The sequence below is a fragment of the Huaxiibacter chinensis genome (assembly GCF_022171985.1).
In the GTDB taxonomy this organism is placed as follows: domain Bacteria; phylum Pseudomonadota; class Gammaproteobacteria; order Enterobacterales; family Enterobacteriaceae; genus Enterobacter; species Enterobacter chinensis_A.
In genome coordinates, this window is record NZ_JAJVHF010000001.1 from 898,923 (window position 1) to 919,219 (window position 20,297).

General features: G+C 50.9%; 13 protein-coding genes and 1 pseudogene. 6 read left to right on the forward strand and 8 right to left on the reverse strand.

The genetic code is table 11. The features are described from left to right. Positions 1–282 precede the first annotated feature (282 nt). Positions 283–5,193, reverse strand: a complete 4,911-nt coding sequence (locus tag LZP96_RS04370; protein WP_064325201.1) for an NACHT domain-containing protein — start codon at positions 5,191–5,193, stop codon at positions 283–285. A 665-nt stretch (positions 5,194–5,858) separates the two neighbouring features. Here LZP96_RS04370 and LZP96_RS04375 point away from each other — a divergent pair. After that, positions 5,859–6,140 (forward strand): hypothetical protein, encoded by a 282-nt coding sequence (locus LZP96_RS04375; RefSeq protein ID WP_064325200.1) that lies wholly within the window; start codon positions 5,859–5,861, stop codon positions 6,138–6,140. A 361-nt stretch (positions 6,141–6,501) separates the two neighbouring features. On the opposite strand, the gene LZP96_RS04380 is transcribed toward LZP96_RS04375, so the two are convergent. The 3 genes from LZP96_RS04380 to LZP96_RS04390 are packed head-to-tail and all read right to left on the reverse strand — an operon-like array spanning position 6,502 to position 7,696. Further along, on the reverse strand, positions 6,502–6,957 hold the full coding sequence (locus tag LZP96_RS04380; protein WP_232462956.1) for a DUF4865 family protein: 456 nt from the start codon (positions 6,955–6,957) through the stop codon (positions 6,502–6,504). Positions 6,958–6,998: 41 nt separating this feature from the next. Further along, positions 6,999–7,388 (reverse strand): tautomerase family protein, encoded by a 390-nt coding sequence (locus LZP96_RS04385; RefSeq protein WP_064325198.1) that lies wholly within the window; start codon positions 7,386–7,388, stop codon positions 6,999–7,001. 5 nt (positions 7,389–7,393) lie between these two features. Further along, positions 7,394–7,696 carry a carboxymuconolactone decarboxylase family protein gene (locus LZP96_RS04390; RefSeq protein ID WP_064325197.1) on the reverse strand — a complete coding sequence of 101 codons (303 nt, stop codon included), beginning with the start codon at positions 7,694–7,696 and terminating at the stop codon, positions 7,394–7,396. 87 nt (positions 7,697–7,783) lie between these two features. On the opposite strand from LZP96_RS04390, the gene LZP96_RS04395 reads away from it, so the two are divergent. Continuing rightward, positions 7,784–8,680, forward strand: coding sequence for a LysR substrate-binding domain-containing protein (locus tag LZP96_RS04395; protein WP_198324763.1), 897 nt, complete (start codon positions 7,784–7,786; stop codon positions 8,678–8,680). A 210-nt stretch (positions 8,681–8,890) separates the two neighbouring features. Here LZP96_RS04395 and LZP96_RS04400 read toward each other — a convergent pair whose 3' ends face one another. After that, on the reverse strand, positions 8,891–9,814 hold the full coding sequence (locus LZP96_RS04400) for a hypothetical protein (protein ID WP_064325195.1): 924 nt from the start codon (positions 9,812–9,814) through the stop codon (positions 8,891–8,893). A 347-nt stretch (positions 9,815–10,161) separates the two neighbouring features. Between LZP96_RS04400 and LZP96_RS04405 the strand changes: the two are divergent. Then, a pseudogene (locus LZP96_RS04405) lies at positions 10,162–10,730 on the forward strand (hypothetical protein). A 200-nt stretch (positions 10,731–10,930) separates the two neighbouring features. Here the strand turns inward: LZP96_RS04405 and LZP96_RS04410 are convergent. Together LZP96_RS04410 and LZP96_RS04415 are read right to left on the reverse strand one after the other, a co-directional pair. Then, entirely contained in the window at positions 10,931–13,627 is a 2,697-nt protein-coding gene (locus tag LZP96_RS04410; RefSeq protein WP_064325194.1) for a cation-transporting P-type ATPase, read from the reverse strand. 46 nt (positions 13,628–13,673) lie between these two features. After that, the gene (locus LZP96_RS04415; RefSeq protein WP_064325193.1) at positions 13,674–14,105 is read right to left on the reverse strand and encodes a universal stress protein; all 432 of its coding nucleotides are present in this window, start codon (positions 14,103–14,105) and stop codon (positions 13,674–13,676) included. Positions 14,106–14,501: 396 nt separating this feature from the next. Between LZP96_RS04415 and LZP96_RS04420 the strand changes: the two genes are divergently transcribed. From LZP96_RS04420 to LZP96_RS04430, 3 genes are read left to right on the forward strand one after another with little or no spacing between them, the layout of a single operon-like run. Next, a complete protein-coding gene (locus LZP96_RS04420) occupies positions 14,502–15,587 on the forward strand; it encodes an efflux RND transporter periplasmic adaptor subunit (RefSeq protein ID WP_064325192.1) in 1,086 nt (361 codons plus the stop codon). After that, positions 15,587–18,649 carry an efflux RND transporter permease subunit gene (locus LZP96_RS04425; protein WP_064325191.1) on the forward strand — a complete coding sequence of 1,021 codons (3,063 nt, stop codon included), beginning with the start codon at positions 15,587–15,589 and terminating at the stop codon, positions 18,647–18,649. Before LZP96_RS04420 ends, LZP96_RS04425 begins: the two co-directional genes overlap by 1 nt. Further along, positions 18,646–19,611 carry an acyltransferase gene (locus tag LZP96_RS04430; RefSeq protein WP_064325190.1) on the forward strand — a complete coding sequence of 322 codons (966 nt, stop codon included), beginning with the start codon at positions 18,646–18,648 and terminating at the stop codon, positions 19,609–19,611. Before LZP96_RS04425 ends, LZP96_RS04430 begins: the two co-directional genes overlap by 4 nt. On the opposite strand, the gene pagP is transcribed toward LZP96_RS04430, so the two are convergent. After that, positions 19,608–20,183, reverse strand: a complete 576-nt coding sequence (gene pagP / locus LZP96_RS04435; protein WP_064325189.1) for a lipid IV(A) palmitoyltransferase PagP — start codon at positions 20,181–20,183, stop codon at positions 19,608–19,610. The genes LZP96_RS04430 and pagP overlap by 4 nt on opposite strands. Positions 20,184–20,297: the final 114 nt, after the last annotated feature.

The following is a 20,297-nucleotide window of genomic DNA, read 5'->3' on the forward strand; positions in this document are numbered from 1 at the left end:
AAGTCCACTGTGAGCGGGGAGCGGACGTTCGCACCTCAGATTTCGTAACCATAGATGTTCTGGCAATGCAGTGTGACAACCAAAGGGGGGAGGTTATTCAGGGATTCAGTACATATAGGCCCACTCTGTAAATGATAAGGGCCGTGACATCCTGCGCAATAACTCAAGCCAATGAGTTATTGCTATTGATAGATAGCGACTAATGGGTATGGCCATTTATGCTTCAAAAAGCGTACGAGAACGCTTAGTACGCTATAAGTAGAGAAGCACTTCTCAATCAAGTTAATGAGTCATAAGGATAAACTCATCGGCAATCACCTGAATAACGGAAGCCACTTTCCCTCTGAAAACATCAATCCCTTCTATTATCTCACTTTCGCCATTCAGTTGCTGATTAAAAATGCCAACCATTCTCAAGCGTAACTCTTCCTCTGCTTTTCCCCTAAAACTGAGCAACCTGAGCGAAGTTATCAAATTAGTGGGGTTTGATTCGTTTAGGAAAGTATTCAAAAGAATGTCGGCTGATGAAGATACTGACCATTTCCTGAGCGCCTTTGCATATAATTCAGTAAAGGGATGAAATTCATTTAATGCCTCTACACTCATTGCTTCAATACAGCGCTGTGCTCTATCAATATCACCTGTCAGACCACAAAGTACCAAAGCAGCATGTAATACTACCTTTGGCTGTACAGGATTATCTATATATGACTGCACCAGGGCTGAATGCGGCCATCCTGTAACAAGGGCGTATAATATATTACAAAGATTTTCTGAATTAATATCCTCATTCAGACCAAGTGAAATCCATAATTTCGCCAGTGACTGATATGCCTCAGTAATGCCTGAGAATTGCTCTGCATAGATACTCTGCGCAATAGCCAGTTTCTCAATGGAATGATTACTGTTGTTACCTGTCTGGCTCATTAACTCTATCAGACTGCCCTGTAACTCATGGGATGCAGGAAGCAGGTCAGCCATTAAATACAAACTTTGCGCGCTGTGTTCATTTACAGACATCTGCTTTAAGCAGTCGATAAGATGATGCCTGACAAAATCATCCATCATCCCACCTCTGGCCGCACCGTTATGGATGAAGATGGACCAGCTAATCTCAAACTCCTCTTGTAACAGAAGTTCATGATTTTTCAGTGCCGGCCAGTTATCAAACATAATTCGCGTAGATAAGACATCTTCCTGCAAATGATCACTTAACCAGTGAGTCGACCCATTATTCTCACGACATAAATAATCGGCACACTCATCATAACATTTGAGGTATAAGAGCGCTGAAAATGCACTGCGCCTGCGCATCTCAAAACTCATCCCCACCGCGCTCAGTTCGTTCAGCAAAGCATGCTGAAAAGATAACTGAACCTCAGGATCATGCTGGCTTGCAATACATCTTGCGATGAGTCCAGAGGTGCGGATTGATGGGTTAGTTTCGGCGAGAATTTGGTTGGTCACCCGTATCACCGTGGCAGGTGGCATAAGTGTTTCACGGATAACCCTGAAAATCTCCCTCCTAGCTTCAGAGTGAATTGGGCAAATGGAATCCAGAATCCTTCTTCTAACAGCCATGTTATCCTCATGACTCATCGCTATTACTGCAAGCGAAACTCCTTCTGTTTCTTCAAATGCCTTGCCCACCCATTCAGAAACCTGCGGGTCGTCAGGAATGGCGGTGACGAGTTTATTTTTCACCTCAATTTCAGAATATAAATTATGCTTTTCGGACAGAAATGACCAAGCGGCATCAATACACTCTTCATCCTTAAACTCATCCAGTAACTGACCTAAAGCCGATAAATTACTTCTTTTGGACTCGGACTTAGCAGCCTCAAGCAACCATAAACGTCTAGCATCTTTATCATGAATAAATAAACGTACCCATGCCGCAAGCACGGCATTTTCTCTCGGTGATTTCAGAAATGTATCTGTCAAGAGTTGCTTAACTTCGGCATCATCTAACCATCCAGCTATGAGTGTCGCGCATATCCAGTGTTTATCCATTGGATTATTTGTGCTGGAAAATGCGTCGATCAGCTCTTTTTTTGCCGCTTCATCCCCGATAAGTAGATACGCGTGTTTTACATCCGGTCCCCAGTAGATAGCACTAAATTTCTCTTTGCGTTCTTTTAAAGTTTCTCTGACTAAGACAATAAGCTCTTTATTACCGCTAAAATTCGATGCAATCGTCTTCCATAGTCCTGAGACGTGCATCATTCCAGAAGCGTATTTCTTCATATAGTCAATGATGACATGACTGACTTTATCGTCCCCTGGCCATGCGCGCGTCAGGAAGGAAATGAATCGCTCGGTTTCAAAAATGCCGCTGTTACGCTTAATCTTCAGAAGTTCCAGAACCCGCTTTTTAAGGCGTTCGTCTTTGCTCCAGCCTTTTACCAAGATATCACAGCAAAACCCTTCCAGATCATAGGGGACCGTCCGGTCGAAATACATATGGCAGACCCGCTGACAGTCCTGCTCAGTGGCATGATTTCTGGATATCTTGATCAAGATACCCACCAATGCTGAAACCGAGTCAGGTGAATGACTGGCCACCTCTGCAAGCGAATCCAACATTTCATGATCTCTCCAGCCCATCCAGAGGCAATATAACGCTGCTGCCCGCACATTTACATCAGGCCAGTCTCTGGCTTTGGTTAAAAGCTCACGTCCGGTCTCTTCATCACCTGAATAAAGTGCAGCCAAGCTTTCGGCCGAAGACCAGCGGCATCTGAGGCTCTCGTCATGCAGGCACAACTTGAGGGCATTTAGTAAGTCGTCGGAAGGCTTCCAGTGCGATAATTGGCTAATCAGCCTCGATCTGTCCCATTCGCTTCGGGCCGGTATCCATCTCGTAATATACTGTTCACATAAACTGTTTACGGAAGATGAGCGAAGTCCCTGTGTGATATAACCGGACAATACCAGCCTGACCTTGGGAAATGGTGTGGTTTCTATTTCAATCGCTGCCTGTTCAATCGTGGCCCGGGCTTCTCTTGGTGACAGACCCAAATCGTTTGCAGCCAGTTCGGTACGTAGCACCAGCAGCTGAAGACACTCCCAGGGTGAACGTGCTGATTCTTTTAAACGGTCAATCGCGCGCTGGGTTGCCCCTTTCCCCTGATCCATACCGCGGATGCTGAACCAGGCCAGTACAACCTCGTGCCACTGAGGAAGATTCCATACTCTAACCAACCAGATAAGTTGCTGTTCTTCTTCCTGACGGATCATCGCCTGAGCAGCGAGGTATTCCTGGATGGTCAGGTGAAAGAATCCCAGTTCATCAGGCGCACGCTCAGTCATCAGCCCCAGACCAGCTAACGCGTAATCTGTAATAATACTAGCCTGATACTTTGCATCATAATTACTGAGACCGGGGCCATTCAGATCATCCGTTAAAAAACCGCAAAAAGAAGCCTGACAAGCTTCAACAGATATAACGCCCGCACCGCCCGCCTCCTGAATACTCAATGCTAACCTCATCAGCATCTGGCGCATATCTTCCGCACGGGGCAGAAGATTTCCCTTAATGCCCGAAGCCTGTGATCGGGCGGACGGATGGTCCGAAAGTAACAGATCAATTATTTTTTCATAAACTTTAATGCGTTGTTCCGGAAGATGATGTGAGAATCTGAAAATATCTATCAGCAGCTGGCAGAACAAAGGCGTTTGGGCCAGCTCAATGATCCTTGAGTTGACCTGAGTGGCTTTAAGGAAATCGCTCGTGCGTTGCTGGACATGTCCACTAATACGATCAGGCTGGCTCGTTAAGGGTGACTCAAGATATTCAAACCACATTGTGGCGAATTTTTCGATTTGATTTTTATCGAACGCACCCAATCGGGTTACTGGCCAGTTACCATCAGGGCGGACACGCTCATATCCTCGTGGCCTGCTGGTAAAAATGGCAGGTACCGGCCTGATGGCCAGAAACGCGCTTATCCTGTCCATGGCCTGCTTTGCAGCATCCACATCCTGCCCTTCATCCAGACCATCAATAAGGAGAAGCAACCCACTTTGTTTTATGGCGCGCCTGAAAAGAGGACGGACATCATCAGCGGCATTCTGATGCAGCCAGTTATCAAAGTAATCCTCAAGACTGAGGCCCGGATGTGTCTGCACCGCAGAACTGAATCCGCCAAATGAAATCCACACCGGCAGCAAATCACTCCAGGGGTTTTTAATCGGGTCATCACTTGCGGAAAGCAATTGCAGCGCCAGAACGCGTAACAAGGTGCTCTTACCAAATCCAGGCTCACCCAGTACAACACTGCGGTGATGTCTGGAAAACCACTCACCCAGCGAAATGCGAATTTCCTGAGGACTGCTTGTTTTTACTTTCGTGTGTGGTGAAGGTTTAGAGTCATGGTGAGTAGGGGCACCAATGTGGTGATGATAGACTTTTTCTTCAGTAGTCGTATCGGTTGTAATAATATTCCTAGTCTCAATAACCACGGGGGGAATATAGCGGCTAATCAGCGAGGCTGGTCTTTGCGATCCCAGTCGAAGACCGGGGTCATGACGGAGAAAAAGGGTCTTGTAAATGTTATTGAGCTGGACGCGTAACTGGTGCAGCTCCAGACCCTGAAGTCGTTCTCCGAGTGCCTCAGCTGCATGTTCTCCGTTGAACCGTCTCACCCATTCCCTTGAAAAGAAATCATCAACCAAATCTGGATGAAGTTTCAGTTTTTCCGCTAAAACTCCGCCTTCGGCGCCATCCCATACTTCAAAATGGATATTCCGCAATGACAGCCGTTCAATCTGGCGGTTTATTTCATCAACGCATTCCGTTTTACTTAATGTGGATGATACACACAGGACGAGATTCCCGCATTTGATTGCCCACTTCCCATCCAGAAATTTATCAACGGCTTTCTTTATATCATCGGCGTTGTAAATTTTTACACGTTTGCATTGATAACAAAAAATCCCCGAGTCGCCCTTTCCTTTTGCCAGTATATCCAGACCGAACTGAGTCTGCCCCGGAAGACCATAAATCCAGCAATCAGTTATAATCTGTTCTCGGGTTACGATTCGTTTGATTAAACGTTCGAAGTTTTCCCATGCTAGCTCACCAAAAGGCAGGGTTTGCAGGCGGGTATCCAGAGGAAGCGCCGGAAACGATTTATCAGGAGGAGCGCTCAGCCATGCAGGTATATTCGCGGTACTAATATCAGAAAACATGTTTGTTCCTTCATGATTATGGAAATCTGACATCTTGTCTGTAACTGACCAGCTTCATTTAACGATGCGGTGGCACTGTTTTCAGGCAAGCGGTAGACCCGATGCCCTCAAGCCGCACCGCATTTTCTTACCCCGTAACATCAGCGAACAAACAGCTGTCTTCAGCGGGCTTAAGTCGCAATAAATCCCTTGGAAGTGACCTGGGCAATCGTCGCTGCCTTACGCATGGCGGTAATGTACGTTTAGATTATCAACAGTTTAACTCATAAGCATTGAAAGGCACACTGCTCCCCTGTTTATTGCACAGTGGCGTCAGCGTTCAGCCATTACACCAGTAGCACTCAGGCCGGATTAGGTTCGTAGGAAAATCCAGGTTCTCCTAAACCATCCAGCCTGCTCCTTGATATACTCGGGGATTCAGCCCGAATTCGCTATCCGGCAAAGCCGGCAAGCTTCGCCGAACCGCCAAAGGCTGCATTTCGGGCCATGCGGCTGGGGTTTGATGGCAAAGAGGTGGAGCACAAATGATATACAGCTGAGAATGGAATTTGTACCTCATTCTAGAACGATGTCCGTTAAGAGCGAAAAGCGGATGGTGTGTAATACTTTCCTATGCCATCGTTTTATGTTTTCCTTCGCTCAGGCAACGGAACAAGGAAATCCCTGTGAAAATCTACTGGACCCTAAAAAGCATTACCGAACTAAAAGACTTATCGTTTCGGGAGCGCGGAAGACGGTGGCGGAGTGCGTATAAATCGGCCTTCCGGCACTGGCAGACCTGGGGCGGCATCGCCCTCTGCGGGGCCTTCGGCGGCGCGGGAGCGTACTTTGGCGGCATAGCCAGCACTGCAATATTTTCTGGGTTGGGCGGCTTTATTTACGGCCAGATCGTGACACACGTTATCCTGAAATATTATCGACACCGACTGCAGGGCGAAGCCAACTGATTTGTCAGGCCTGGAAGGCTTCCAGACTCCGCCCTAATCGCGCGAACCGCATATCCTGTGAACTGCTCACGGTTAATAAAAAATTCGATGCTAATAACGTCCGCTTCTGGCACAGAGCGGACGGTCATGTACCACGTTTTTAGATCCTGTGGATTGTAAGATGCTACGGCAGAACGGAGCTGTAATGCTTATCTGTTATGTTGGCGTAAGGTGCTTGAAATGATCAGCCTGCCACCCTGACGGAACACAGTTTGACATGTTCGACATTGAGCAGGAGTTTTCTTAACCCCCTTATTTGAACATGTTATATGTCCTTCATTGCAGGAAATGACATACGTTCTCCCCCTTACGACACCATTTTTCACGCCTCGTTTGCCACATATTCAATGCGATAACGCTCTTTACCAGCCTGCATCGTTTCGCAAAAATCAATCTGAAGCATTTGCCATTGGCTGACATCCCACGCACAAAGCTGACCGTCCAGCGCCAGAGTCGAAAGGTCGGTATGCGCGGCAATATGCTTTCTGGTTATTGAGAGCCATCCAGCCTTTTTTACTACATCAATGGCCGGAAGGCGCAACGCCAGCCAGGTGTCAATCTGCGGCCAGCCAAAATCCTGCGTCAGCTTTTTGAAGCCGGCGCTCTGTAAAAATTGTGCCATTGCCTCAGCATTTTTCCAGACATAAATCGGAGCGTAACGATTTTCGTCCGTATTGGCTTCATCACGTCTTGAAACCAGATAAGCCTTAAAAAACAGCCCTGCAAAACCATTGAGTTTTGCGCCATTCTCTTTAATGCGTGTCTCGATGATGGACATATCGTAGTCGCCAGGCAGGGTAAAACGATATTGCATAACGATCATAATTTCTCCTCAGACAACATCTGGCCCTTACTAAAACTCCATTCATCGGAGGTGTTGAACTGAATCATCACCATCACGTCATCCGGAGAGATATTCAGACAATCATGCAGTTTTTCGCACAGCACCCGACACAGGTTTTGCTTCTGCTCGAATGAGCGAGGCTTGCCCGCGAGGATATGGAACTGAATAAAATTATCGCTGCGCCCGCCGCTTTTATAATGACGGTCAAACCTACGCAGTCGGGCAGGAAGCGCTTCGTAAATTTGAAAGCGATCGCCAGGCGGGACAGCAAACTCCTCCTCAAGGCTTTGTTGCAGAATGTCCGAAATTTGCATTAAGTGTGCGTCGCTGTAATCCTGACGCAGAGAGATACGGGTAAAAGGCATTTATGCTACTCCTCTTCCAGACATGCCAGAGCAGAAACAGCTGAAGGCCAGCCGGCATAGAACGCCAGATGCGTGAAGACTTCGACAATTTCTACACGGGTCAGGCCATTTTGTTGCGCGAAGTCGATATGCCAGGATAACTGCTGCACCCGACCCAAAGCAGTAAGAGCACTCAGCGTAATCAGGCTGCGCTCGCGCGGAGATAGCGCTTCACGTTTCCAGATATCATTGAAAAGTACCTCCTGACTCAGTTCGGCCAGCTTCGGCGCAACACGGGCCAGGGTTTCGCGATTAAGGCAAGTCGTCATGATGTTTCTCCGTATTGACAGTAAAGCGATTCTGACCAAATACTTTCATCCTGAAAATCAAATTAAACGAGATCAACGATCCCGAATATCAGGATTATTATGGAAAAGTTAGCGCCGACATTAGACCTTGATGCACTCCGCAGTTTTGTTACCGGCATTGAGTGCGGCAGCTTCGCGCTGGCGGCTACGCGACTTTGTCGTTCAACCTCCGCGGTCAGCGCGCAGCTTAAGAAACTCGAACAACAATGCGGGGCCCAACTTGTAGTAAAGGACGGGCGTCACCTGGCGTTGACCCGTAACGGTGAGATATTAATGGGGTATGCCCGTCGCCTGCTGGCGTTAAATGATGAAGCGAAGCGTGCACTTAAAGGTGAGCTGTTGCAGGGGGAAATACGCATTGGTATGCAGGAAGATTTTGGCGAATCTCTGATGCCCGGCATCCTTGGTGAATTCAAACGCCACCATCCTGGAATGCGTATTATTGCCCGAGTGGACCGTAACCAGGCACTGCTTAATGCGCTTGATGAGAACGCCCTTGATATGGCGCTGCTATGGCAGCCGGAAAGCGTGCAGCGAACATGCAAGATTATCGGTCAGTGTCAGCTTGAGTGGATACTGCACGCTGATTTTGACCTCAGCACGCTACTGGAGCATGGGGAACCCTTGCCGCTGGTGATGTTTGACAACCCCTGCCTGATGCGCTCGCGTGCCATCGCCTGCCTGGACCGGGCGGGCATCCCATGGCGGGTTATATTTGTCAGCCATAGTCTGAGCGGTATCTGGGCGGCTGTACAGGCAGGACTGGGGATTACCGTACGTACGCGTGTCGGGATGCCCGGTATTCTGCGTACGGCGGGAAGCATGTTGCCGTCGCCGGGAAGCCTGGGGATTTCCCTGGAGCAGGGGCAGGTGAACGACGCGGATCAGGGGGCGCAGACAGTACTTGCGCACTTGATGGAAGAGGCGCTGCTCAGCGTAAAATAATCCTGTCCTGGGTCGTCAATGATGACGGGAAAGAGCGATCGTTTGCGTGAAGACAAGACATGTATAATAAAATGTTTGAATTATTTAAAATCCAGGAGGGCTTCAATACCTTCTGTCGTTGTCTGTCAAAAATATAGATTCTGCCAGCTTAGTTAACGTCCGCTCCCTGCACGAAGCGGACATTATAATCATTTATTGATGCAATCGGCTTTATTTAACGTGAAAGAAAAAATGGACTTTTCCTTGCTGTAATGCAACGGCAGGCAAACCCTGTCTCTCATGAGGTGACAGGTAAAGTATTACCCAGGCGGGAAGATGGCGACTGACTTGCTGCATGAAGGCATAATTCATACGCTCATTTTCTGCATCGGAATGACCGGCACTTTTTCTGAATACCGGGGGGAGTGAACTTCCATTTACACCATCATTTCTTATGAAATAACTTTTCCCGGTTGCATTTGCGCCTATAAAATCAGGCGTGCGGACAATTTTTTCTGCATCGTGGAAGCTTGAGTAAAAGATACAGGTCGGACTATTCATGCGTGCAGGATCGAAATATTCATCTTTTGGAAGCTCACATCCCGCATCTTTATCTGCAAATTTAATGACCAGATAGCGGGAGGCATTGACCTGAAAAACGTATTTTCCTAACCAGTCATTGTATCCCGCCCCCTTACGAACATCGCTATATTCGCGTTTAGATTCTTTTAAGGTCGCCAGCACAGCAGATTCTATTTTATCGGAGAGTACCAGTGAAGCCGCCTGGGGTGTGGTTGCCAGTTCGGTAGGGATCCATGCCAGAAGCCCATCAAAATACCAATCTTCCACACTCATACCCGTGGGACGATATTGCAGTAACGGGGTCAAAGGCAATAACGCTTCATTTGAATTATCATTTCCCTCTGTCGGAAAGGTAAATTCGTAATCAGTGCGGCTGAACATTTCGCTTTGAGACTGGCTGACCGGGGCGTCGCTGTAGAGGTCCATGCCGGATGCGTTGATAATATTCCAGGCGACGCTATGTTCAGCTCGATAGGTATAAGGCTTTGTAGAATTGTCACGAATGCCCGAGCAGGCCGTCAGTAGCAGCGTTGTAAACACAATTGAAAGCGATCGCGATAACAAAATTTTCATTCATCCTTCCCCTTGTTTAATCCTGAGAAACGAATATCGGCAACCACTGCTAAAAACTTGATTTTTTATGGGCATATCACAAAAGTGAGGTGGGACGTAAACGTTCAAAACTATATTGTGACGACAGCCGCTCGAGGTAAAGAGCGAACTCACTCATTGAATGGCGATACGCGGTGAGCGAGAACCGCTGTCCGCAACGCGCGAGAAGCGGACCTGACACGGTGAGGGTTCGTCTATGTTAAGCAGGTACGGCCGTGATGATAAACAGGAACGAGCATGCGTGGGCTGCGTCTACAGCAAAATTGCCCTAACGTCACAGACGAAATCATGAACATGGCATGATTGACATAATGAAATATTTATCGCTGCTGGCGGTGATGATTCTCACAGGGTGTACAAGTGCACCAAACTTACCCCCTACTGATACAATTGTGGCTCTTAAACCTATTGAGACCGGCATTATCGCCAGCTCAGCCAAATACAGTTACCGCTTCTTACGTAACGGTGTGCCCCATGAATATGAGCGTTGTAAGATATTTTATGACCGCTTTCATCAGCAAGCGTCCGGTGTGCGGGTTAACTTTGAAGTAGAACACCATAAAGTGACAGCGCAATATCTGGTGTAATTGATAAACGCAAGCTGGATTCCGGGCAGCTTAGGGTGCTGGTTAATGAGTATCAGGCGGTGCAAATAGACAATGCGCGCCTCGGCATTTTGTTTAAAGCGGCAGGATTTTGGTCTTCATCGTACGCTGAAGAAATGGCCGCCCCCTACCGGTTAGAACGCCCAGTGGTGGTGTCAATCAATGATAAAACCCAAACGCTGAGCACTGCTGGCACCTTCGCCCTGATCCCTTTATTGCCTTTGTTCCCGCTGTTCATGATGTACGGATGCGCGACTGGGCCCTGTATATAATGAAATTTTTTGGTAACGATCTTAATGTGATGAGCGGGTTATATCTGGCCAGAAGACGGTGTAATAGTGTAAACCCGGCTGTATCGAAGAAAACGAAATAACGAAAAAAATTGCTACGCCTTAACAGTATCCTTCCATTCTCAAAAACTAAAAAAGACATCCACTTATGTGGATGTCTTTTTTAGAACGATACAGGGATTCTATCGGCGATATTTTTCTCTCCAGATTCGCGCCAACGGTTTTTCTATTTCGACAATCATGAACATCGCAAAACCAATCAGGAAGGTGATGACCCAGTAGCGGAACGGCAGCGCTTCGGTGCCAAACAGCATCTGCATAAACGGCGCGTAGATGATTAAAAGCTGGAGTGCCAGTAGCACGCCGCTCACGATCCAGATCCCTTTATTCTCCAGCAGGCCTTTGCTCAGCGAGAAGCCGTCGTTAACACGGCAGTTGAGCATGTAAAACCACTGCGCGGTGACCAGCATTTGCAGCAACACGGTACGGATAAACTCCGCTGAGTAGCCGCGTGGCTGCAGCCAGGCTTCCAGCACGAAGGCGCTGATAGCGATCATTAAGCCGACAAAGATCACGCGCCAGATGGCATAACCGTCCATCACGTGCAGATTCGCCTTGCGCGGCGGTCGGTTCATAATGTCCTTTTCACCCGCCTCAAACGCCAGCCCAAAAGAGAGCGTTGCCGAGGTTGCCATGTTCATCCACAGGATCAGGACCGGCGTCAGCGGGATCAGGTTGCCCGCCAGCAGCGCGATGATAATCAGCAGGGCCTGAGCAATGTTGCTGGGAATAACGAAAAGAATGGTCTTTTTCAGGTTATCGTAAACCCGCCGTCCCTCGTGTACTGCCCGGGCAATAGTGGCAAAGTTGTCATCCGTTAACACCATGTCAGCGGCTTCCTTGGTTACCTCCGTTCCCTTAATCCCCATAGCGATACCCACATCCGCCCGTTTGAGCGCCGGGGCATCGTTCACGCCATCTCCGGTCATGCCCACAACTTCCTGCTTACTTTGCAGGGCCTGGACAAGGCGGAATTTATCCTCGGGGCTGGTGCGGGCGAAAATATCATACTGCTGCGCGGCTTCGCTCAGTTGATTATCGTCCATCACCTCCAGCTCGCGTCCGGTGATAGCGCTTGCGGCGTTACCAATACCCAGCATTTGTCCAATGCTCATCGCCGTTTGCGGGTGGTCGCCGGTGATCATCTTCACGCGGATCCCTGCCTGCAGGCAATCGGCAATGGCGGTGATGGCCTCCGGACGCGGCGGATCCATCATTCCGGCAATGCCAAGCAGGATCACGCCATCCTGCAGGTCAGCGTGAGTCAGCTCGCGTTGTCCTTCGCGGGCAGATTTCCAGGCCGCAGCCACCATGCGCAGCCCTTCTCGGGCATACTCTTCAATCTTCCCTTCCCAGTAAGGTTGATCGAACGGCTGCAGCCCGTCATTGGTCTGCTGGAACTGGCAGAGGCGGAACAGGACGTCCGGCGCGCCAGTGATTAAAATGACCTCTTCATCGCCCAGACGGTACAGTGTGGACATGTATTTATACTGCGAGTCAAACGGGATTTTACTGCGCATTTCGGTATCAAGCGCTGGAAGCGGGACTTTCGCCGCCAGCACCTTCAGCGCCCCCTCGGTCGGGCCACCGGTGATTTTCCACAGCCCCTGCTCATCTTTGATCAGCTGGCTGTCATTACAAAGGTCAATGGTACGCAGATAGCGTTCCAGCAGGGAGCCCTGCGTCACGCTGACGGGCGTCGGGTCATCTACGGGGTGAATATTCCCCACCGGTTCGTAGCTGTCACCCTCCACGCGATAGGTCGTATCAGCGGTAATCACCGCCTTAACCGTCATTTCATTCATCGTCAGGGTGCCGGTTTTATCCGAGCAGATGACCGTCATTGCGCCCAGGGTTTCCACCGTGGGCAACTTACGAATGATGGCCTTACGACGCGCCATGGCCTGTACGCCAAGTGAAAGGATGATGGAAATGATGGCAGGCAGCCCTTCTGGCACGGCAGCAACGGCAAGGCTGATAAGCGACAGCACCAGTTCAGAAACCGGCATATCCCGGAACAGGAGACTAAAAATAAACAGCGCAACCATCATGACCAGGATGGTGATGAAAATGGTCTTACCAAGCTTATCCATCTGCACCATCAGCGGCGTGCGGTGCTTTTCAATGTCGGACATCATCTGATTGATGTGCCCAAGCTCGGTCTCACCACCGGTTGCTACCACCACGCCTTTACCGCCGCCAGAGCTGACGGTGGTGCCTGAATAGAGCAGATTAAACCGGTCACCTAACGGCAGTTCTCCGCTTAACGCATCGCTGTTTTTCTCAACAACCGTGGATTCACCGGTCAGGATGGCCTCCTCCACGCGAAGGTTATGCGCTTCGATCACGCGCAGGTCCGCAGGAATACGGTCCCCGGCGCGGATCACCACGATATCGCCGGGCACCAGCGCCGTGGTGGGGATGGTTTCGTGATTACCTTGTCGTACCACGACGGCTTCGCTGGAGAGCATATTGCGAATACTTTGCAACGATTTTTCAGCATTGCTCTCCTGGATATGACCAATCAGCGCGTTGATGATGGCAACGCCCAGTATCACAAACATATCGACCCAATGGCCCATAAAGAGCTTGAGTAGCGCTGCCACCAGCAAAACATAAATCAGTACATCGTTAAAATGGGCGAGGAAGCGCAGCCAGGCAGGCTTGCCTTTTTTTTGCGGTAACGCATTCTCACCATACTGCTGGAGTCGGGCCAATGCCTCGGTGCTGCTCAGCCCATCCGGGGTGGAGTTAATATTTGCCAGGGTGTCGTCAACGGTTTGTTGATAATACGGATGTTCAGGTTTTCCTGTTTTCATCGTTCCTTCCTCAGGTTCTTTCAGAAATCACCTTGCTTTCATGGCATTAACGAATAACAAAAACAGGAACATGCGCATAACGCACAATGCCGGCCGCCTCTGACCCTAACAGATGGGTTTGAATGTCAGGATTTCGCGAGCCGACAATAATTGCCCCGGCAGAAAGTTCATCCGCCAGCTTAATCACTTCATCACGGATATTCCCGCTCCGCACATGAAGATGGATGTGTTCTTCAGGCAGATTCAGTTTTTTAGCCAGGGCAGACAGTTTTTCTTTTGAATTATTAACCATATATTCATCCATCTTTCGCGCGTCTGAAATAAACCCACGCGTAAGCTCAGCGGAAAATTTTGGCATGACGTGCAGCAGGTGAATCTCACCCGACGCGCTTTGCGCCAGGAAATGAGCATGCTGCAGCGCTTTATCTGCCAGGCTCGTCTCGTAGACATCCACCGGAACCAGAATATTTTTATACATATCGAGCATCCTTTTTATAACCAACATGATTGTGGGTAGAGTAAAAAATGCATTACATGCAGGGACTTGCAGTTAATGGCCATTACGGGAGAAAGAGATGAATGATATTAAACGTAGCACAGGAATTTCAGGATTAGCATGTCCCTCCTGATATTGGTTATTTAACATTTATCTTTTCGCCGACTATGCTTGTAGAAAGACGCTGCTTATGGCTCATGGAGAAAAGAATGTACGGTATAAGCCTTTTCCGTCTTGGTTTGTTTATCGCGCTTGCCATTATTGCCACCACAGCAATCGGCCTGTTTACCTATATGGTTGTCACTCTTCTGGCAGAATAGTGTCACCCCCTGCCCTTGCTGCGGAATAAATAAAAAAGTTATTTATTAGGGGAATACAGTGAACCGCTATCTTTCTCTTTTACCGTTAGTTATGTTAACGCTCACGGCGTGCGACCCGAAACCCGAGCAAGTGACTCCCCTGCCGCGAATGGTCAAAGTGGCGGAAGTGGCTGTTCCCGCTCATGCCCAGCAGCGCGTCTTTCCCGCCCGTATTGAATCAGGTGATGCCACCGACCTCTCCTTCAAGCGAGGAGGTCAAATTGAAGCGCTCGATATACGCCAGGGTGCAGCCATCAAGCAAGGGCAACAGCTTGCAAAATTGAACGCCCGTGAAGCTCAGCAGCGGGTGAACGACAGACAAACAGCGGCGACGCTTGCCCAGCGGCAGTTCGATCGCTTCCAGACGCTGGCGGGCCGCCAGGCTATCTCAAAAGCAGAAATGGACGTACAGCGCGCGAATCGCGATTCGGCGAATGCGGCGCTCGCGATCGCCCGTGAAGAGCTGAATCAGATGACGCTCATTGCCCCGTTCAGCGGAACGGCGGCGAGCGTCCATGTGCGAAACCATCAGGTCGTGTCTGCCGGTCAGCCCATAGCGACCCTGACCCGTACCGACCTGCTGGACGTAGTGTTTAGTCTTCCAGAGAATCTCTTCAGGACCTTTGATATCCGTAACGCCCGGTATCGCCCCGTGGTGAGAATTAACGCCTTCCCGGATCGTGAGTTTTCCGCGGTCTACAAAGAGCACTCGGGCAGCAGCGATAGCAATACCCTGACCTGGCAGGTGATACTTACCATGCCGCGCCCGGATGATTTTCCCGCTGTGGGCGGCGTAAGCGGTACGGTTACCATCAATTTAACCAACCTCCCGGCTGGCGCGGGCGATCAGGCGCTGGTCGTACCCGTTGAGGCGGTCTTTAACCCGAATAACAGCCCGCGCAATGAGCCGCACGTCTGGGTCGTGGCGGGAGAAGGCGACACGCTCCATCTTGAAGACCGCAAGATTAGCGTGGGTCAAGTGACCGCAGAGGGCGTGGTCATCACCCGTGGTCTTAAAGCAGGCGAGCGCGTGGTGGCAGCAGGTGTTGGTGAGCTTCATGCTAATCAGCCGGTGCGTATCTGGACGCGTGAACGGGGTCTGTAATGGATATCTCTCGCCAGTTTATCAATAACCCCATTCGCGTCTGGCTAACGATCCTCCTGCTGGGCATCGGGGGCATTTTTGCCCTGCTGAACATCGGCAGACTGGAAGACCCCGCCTTTACCATCAAAACGGCCGTGGTCATCACCCACTATCCCGGCGCATCGGCTCAGCAGGTGGAAGAGGAGGTCACGCTGCCGCTGGAAAATGCCCTTCAGCAGCTGCCTTATCTGGACAACGTGAGTTCCATCTCTTCAAATGGCCTGTCGCAAATTACCGTGAACATCGCCTCTCGCTATCATTCGAACGAATTGCCGCAGATCTGGGACGAACTGCGCCGTCGCGTGGGCGATGCTTCGCGCCAGTTCCCGCCTGGCGTCGTTACGCCCTTCGTAAATGATGATTTCGGCGACGTGTTCGGCTTTTTCTTCGCGATTTCCGGGGAGGAATTCAGTAATCCTGAACTGGTGAGGTATGCCGAGCAGCTGCGTCGCGAACTGATTCTGGTCCCCGGCGTCGGGAAGGTCGCCATTGGCGGGGCCATTAGCCAGCAGATCAACATCGATATCTCCCTGACCAAAATGGCCGCACGCGGCATTACGCTTAATCAGCTTTCCGCCCTGCTCAGCAGGCTTAACGTCGTTTCCAGTGCCGGAGACATCACCTCGGGAACAGAATCCATTCGCCTGCATCCGACCGGTGAGTTCGAAAATCTGGATGAACTGGCGGATCTCATCATTACCCCTTCCGGCACCGGGGCGGCAACGCGTCTGCGGGATATCGCCACGCTGTCGCGCGGGCTGAACGAATCGCCAGCCAGTATCTACCATGCTAACGGCAAAAAAGCCGTCACCCTGGGCGTCTCGTTTATTCCCGGCGTGAACGTGATCGACGTGGGACGCGCGCTCGAGAACAAGCTAAACCAGATGTCAGCGGAAAAACCGGCAGGGTTACACATCAACCTGTTCTACGATCAGGCCGCCGAAGTGGGCCACTCTGTAAACGGTTTTATGATTAACTTCCTGATGGCGCTGGCGATTGTCATCGGCGTGCTGCTGATCTTTATGGGCGTACGCAGCGGGATCATCATCGCGTTTTCCCTTGCGCTTAACGTTCTGGGCACGCTGCTGATTATGTATCTGTGGGGCATTGAGCTGCAGCGTATCTCGCTCGGCGCGCTGATAATCGCCCTCAGTATGCTGGTGGATAACGCTATCGTGATTGTTGAAGGTGTGCTGATAGCGCGTCAGCAGGGCTCCCCGCTGTTGACCGCCATTAACGACATCATCCGTCGCTCCGCCCTGCCGTTGCTGGGGGCGACGGTGATCGCCATTCTGGCATTTGCCCCTATCGGGCTGTCGCAGGATTCTACCGGGGAATATTGCAAATCCCTTTTCCAGGTGCTGCTCATTTCCCTGATGCTGAGCTGGTTCTCGGCGCTCACCATCACGCCGGTGCTGATCAAGTGGTGGTTATTTAAAAACGACAGCGCGACAGCAAAAACTGACGAATCAGACCCGTACGACAAACCCCTCTACCGGCTTTACCAACGTCTGCTTAACGCGCTGCTGCACTGGAAAGCGCCGACACTCATCGTGATGGCTGCGCTACTGGCGGCGTCGGTCTGGGGTTTTAGCGCCGTGCGGCAAAACTTTTTCCCGTCATCCAATACGCCGATTTTCTTTGTCGACCTCTGGTTACCGTACGGCACCGATATCAAATGGACCGAGAAGATGACCGGCGATATCGAGAAGACCATTAACGGGCAGCCCGGCGTGGAAACCACCCTTTCAACCATAGGTCAGGGCAGCATGCGATTTATTCTGACCTACAGCGGACAGCGGCAGTACAGCAATTACGCGCAAATCATGGTGCGCATGGATGACCAGCGCAACATCTCCGCATTGACACGCCACGTCGATGAGTACATTGCGCGAAACTATCCGCAGGTTAACGCCAGCACCAAACGTGTGATGTTTGGCCCTTCCGGCGACAGCGCCATTGAGGTGCGCATCAAGGGCCCCGATCCAGACAGGCTACGTCTGATTGCCAGCCAGGTGGATGATATTCTGGCGCGCGATCCGGCTACGACCAGCCCGCGAAACGACTGGCAGAACCGCAGCAAGGTGATCCGTCCGCAATTTGTCGCCGCGCTGGGACGCGAGCTTGGCGTCGATAAGCAGGACGTCGACAACGCGCTGGAGATGAATTTTTCCGGCAGCCGGGCGGGATTATATCGGGAAGGCAGCGACCTGCTCCCGGTCGTCGTGCGCCCGCCAGAAAGCGAACGACTGGACGCCAATCACCTGAATAACGTTCTGGTCTGGAGCCAGACGCGGCAGCAGTATATCCCGCTAAGTAACGTCGTCAGCCGCTTCTCGCTGGAGTGGGAGGACCCGCTCATCCTACGACGCGACCGCTCGCGGGTGCTGACGGTTCAGACCGACCCGGACCCGCTGAGCCAGCAAACCTCCGGCGATATTCTCGCCCGGGTGAAGCCGCGCATTGACGCCCTCGCCCTGCCCCATGGCTACAGCATCGAGTGGGGAGGCGATGCGGAAAACTCCAGCGAAGCACAGCAGGGGATCTTCACCACGCTGCCGATCGGGTTCCTGGTAATGTTTGTCATCACCGTTTTGATGTTCAGCTCGGTGAAAAACGCCGTCGCCATCTGGCTGACCGTGCCGCTGGCGCTGATTGGCGTCACGCCAGGATTCCTGATCACCGGGATTCCGTTCGGTTTTATGGCGCTGATTGGCCTGCTGAGCCTGAGCGGAATGCTGATCCGCAACGGCATCGTGCTGGTAGAAGAGATCGAGCAACAGAAAGCGCATAAAGATCAGCACGAGGCGATCGTTTACGCCGCTACCTCACGCCTGCGCCCTATCCTGCTTACCGCGTTTACTACCGTACTGGGTCTGGCGCCGCTGCTACTGGACGTTTTCTTCCAGAGCATGGCCGTGGTGATTATGTTTGGACTGGGGTTTGCCACAGTCCTGACGCTGCTGGTACTCCCCGTGCTCTATGCGTGTTTCCATCGTAAGGACGAAGCCAGACCACAATGAATGCGACAGGGCTGAATATTCTCAAAACGCTGGGCTGTATGACGGCGGTGACCTTCTTCACCCTCTACAATACCTGGGATCGTTATGATTATGACTATCACTGGATCCTGGGTTTTTTAACCTTTATCTCGACGATCGCCACCCCGTTGTTTTTTGTGGTTTCGGGCTATCTTGACGGACAATCCCGGCACGGCAACCTCTGGCAGCTGGGCAAAATTAAAAGGCTGGTGATTGTTTTTCTCTTCTGGATAACGATCTACTACCTGTGGGAGCCGTATCAGCGCGGGTATTTAATCCAGCCGTGGTTCGTGTTGGTGTTTGTCGTGATTTACACCTTCCACCCGGCGGTGGAGTGGCTGAGCCAGCGGCGTGCGCTGTTCTGTGGCGTCATTGGCTGCCTGCTGCTTTTCTCCTACGGGTATGATTTGCTTTCAGCGCTCTACCCGCACGTCCACATCCTTTCCCTTTCGCCACAGTACCGCCTGTGGACGTGGATCCTGTTTTACCTGACGGGACAGCTTTTCTGCGATCCTACTATCGCCGGGTGGATTAGCCGCAAGGTGGTGATCCGCAATACGGTTATCGCCATCCCGTTTATCTACCTCTTCACCTGGTTTTACGAGCGCCACTTCTTTTTTGCCCTGTTCAAGGCCGACAGAAACGCCTTTATTCTTACCGGCTCGCAAATCTACATTCTGATTATTGCGCTGGTGATAGCAGCGAACGGCGTGCGCTTTCGCCGCAACACCGAGTTCAAGGAGTCTGTGCTGGCCGCCATCAGTAAAACAATGACCGGCGTGTATATTGTGCACTACTCTGTGTTTCATCTGCTGACGGCGCTGATACCCGTGACATCTCTCGGCATGAAGCTTGCGTTGATTGTGCTCACTTTCATCACCTCTGTACTCTTCTCGATGCTGATACTCTCTCATACCGTGGCAAAAAAGGTGATCACCCTTTAAAAGCCTAACCGCAGCCAGGCAAAAAGCACGTTACCGTTGTTATACGTTCCTGGAATATAGGTGAACTGGACGGTAACGCGTTTATAGCCAGCAGAAAACAGCGGGAAGATAAACGGCAGGGGCACATAGTTCGCAAAATCATCCCGCGCCGTGATGCCCGCAGCGGCACCGAGCCCAAGCCGGAAGTCTTTAGCATTATCCAGATACCAGCCCTTCTCCCAGCCGTAGCCCATCGCGGGCTGCCATTCATTGTGCGAGTCTTTAAACATCATGGCGAAGAGCGCGCTCCAGTTGCCCTCTTCGTTATAGCGGGACAAGCCCAGCCCCCCGCCCCACGGCATTTCGTTGTAATTGTCGGTTTTTTCTTTGTCATACATAAAGCGGGCGTGCCAGCTCAAAAACGGCAGGTACAGATCGTATCGTTGAGGCTGCTCCCAGGTTTGCGAAATATCGTCCGTCAGCGCGTTCCACCAGCCCCTGATACGCTGCTCACCATAGACGGTGGGGTCTGCATGAAGCGGTGCGACGAATAAAAACAAAACCATCCAGATTGCCGAAAAGGTGCGTTGCATTGTTATTCCCTCAGCTTAGGTCTCGCAGCGGTCACTATTACTGTAAACCACCCGGCACTCATTCGCGTATTTCCGGTATCATTTTCTAAATCTTTCGGTGATAACCACACCGTG

Excerpts from the sequence above, each read along its gene's own strand:
- LZP96_RS04370 (WP_064325201.1), bottom strand. The coding sequence starts at position 5,193 with ATGTTTTCTGATATTAGTACCGCGAATATACCTGCATGGCTGAGCGCT.
- LZP96_RS04380 (WP_232462956.1), bottom strand. The coding sequence starts at position 6,957 with ATGTCCATCATCGAGACACGCATTAAAGAGAATGGCGCAAAACTCAAT.
- LZP96_RS04385 (WP_064325198.1), bottom strand. The coding sequence starts at position 7,388 with ATGCCTTTTACCCGTATCTCTCTGCGTCAGGATTACAGCGACGCACAC.
- LZP96_RS04390 (WP_064325197.1), bottom strand. The coding sequence starts at position 7,696 with ATGACGACTTGCCTTAATCGCGAAACCCTGGCCCGTGTTGCGCCGAAG.
- LZP96_RS04400 (WP_064325195.1), bottom strand. The coding sequence starts at position 9,814 with ATGAAAATTTTGTTATCGCGATCGCTTTCAATTGTGTTTACAACGCTG.
- LZP96_RS04410 (WP_064325194.1), bottom strand. The coding sequence starts at position 13,627 with ATGAAAACAGGAAAACCTGAACATCCGTATTATCAACAAACCGTTGAC.
- LZP96_RS04415 (WP_064325193.1), bottom strand. The coding sequence starts at position 14,105 with ATGTATAAAAATATTCTGGTTCCGGTGGATGTCTACGAGACGAGCCTG.
- LZP96_RS04425 (WP_064325191.1), top strand. The coding sequence starts at position 15,587 with ATGGATATCTCTCGCCAGTTTATCAATAACCCCATTCGCGTCTGGCTA.
- LZP96_RS04430 (WP_064325190.1), top strand. The coding sequence starts at position 18,646 with ATGAATGCGACAGGGCTGAATATTCTCAAAACGCTGGGCTGTATGACG.
- pagP (WP_064325189.1), bottom strand. The coding sequence starts at position 20,183 with ATGCAACGCACCTTTTCGGCAATCTGGATGGTTTTGTTTTTATTCGTC.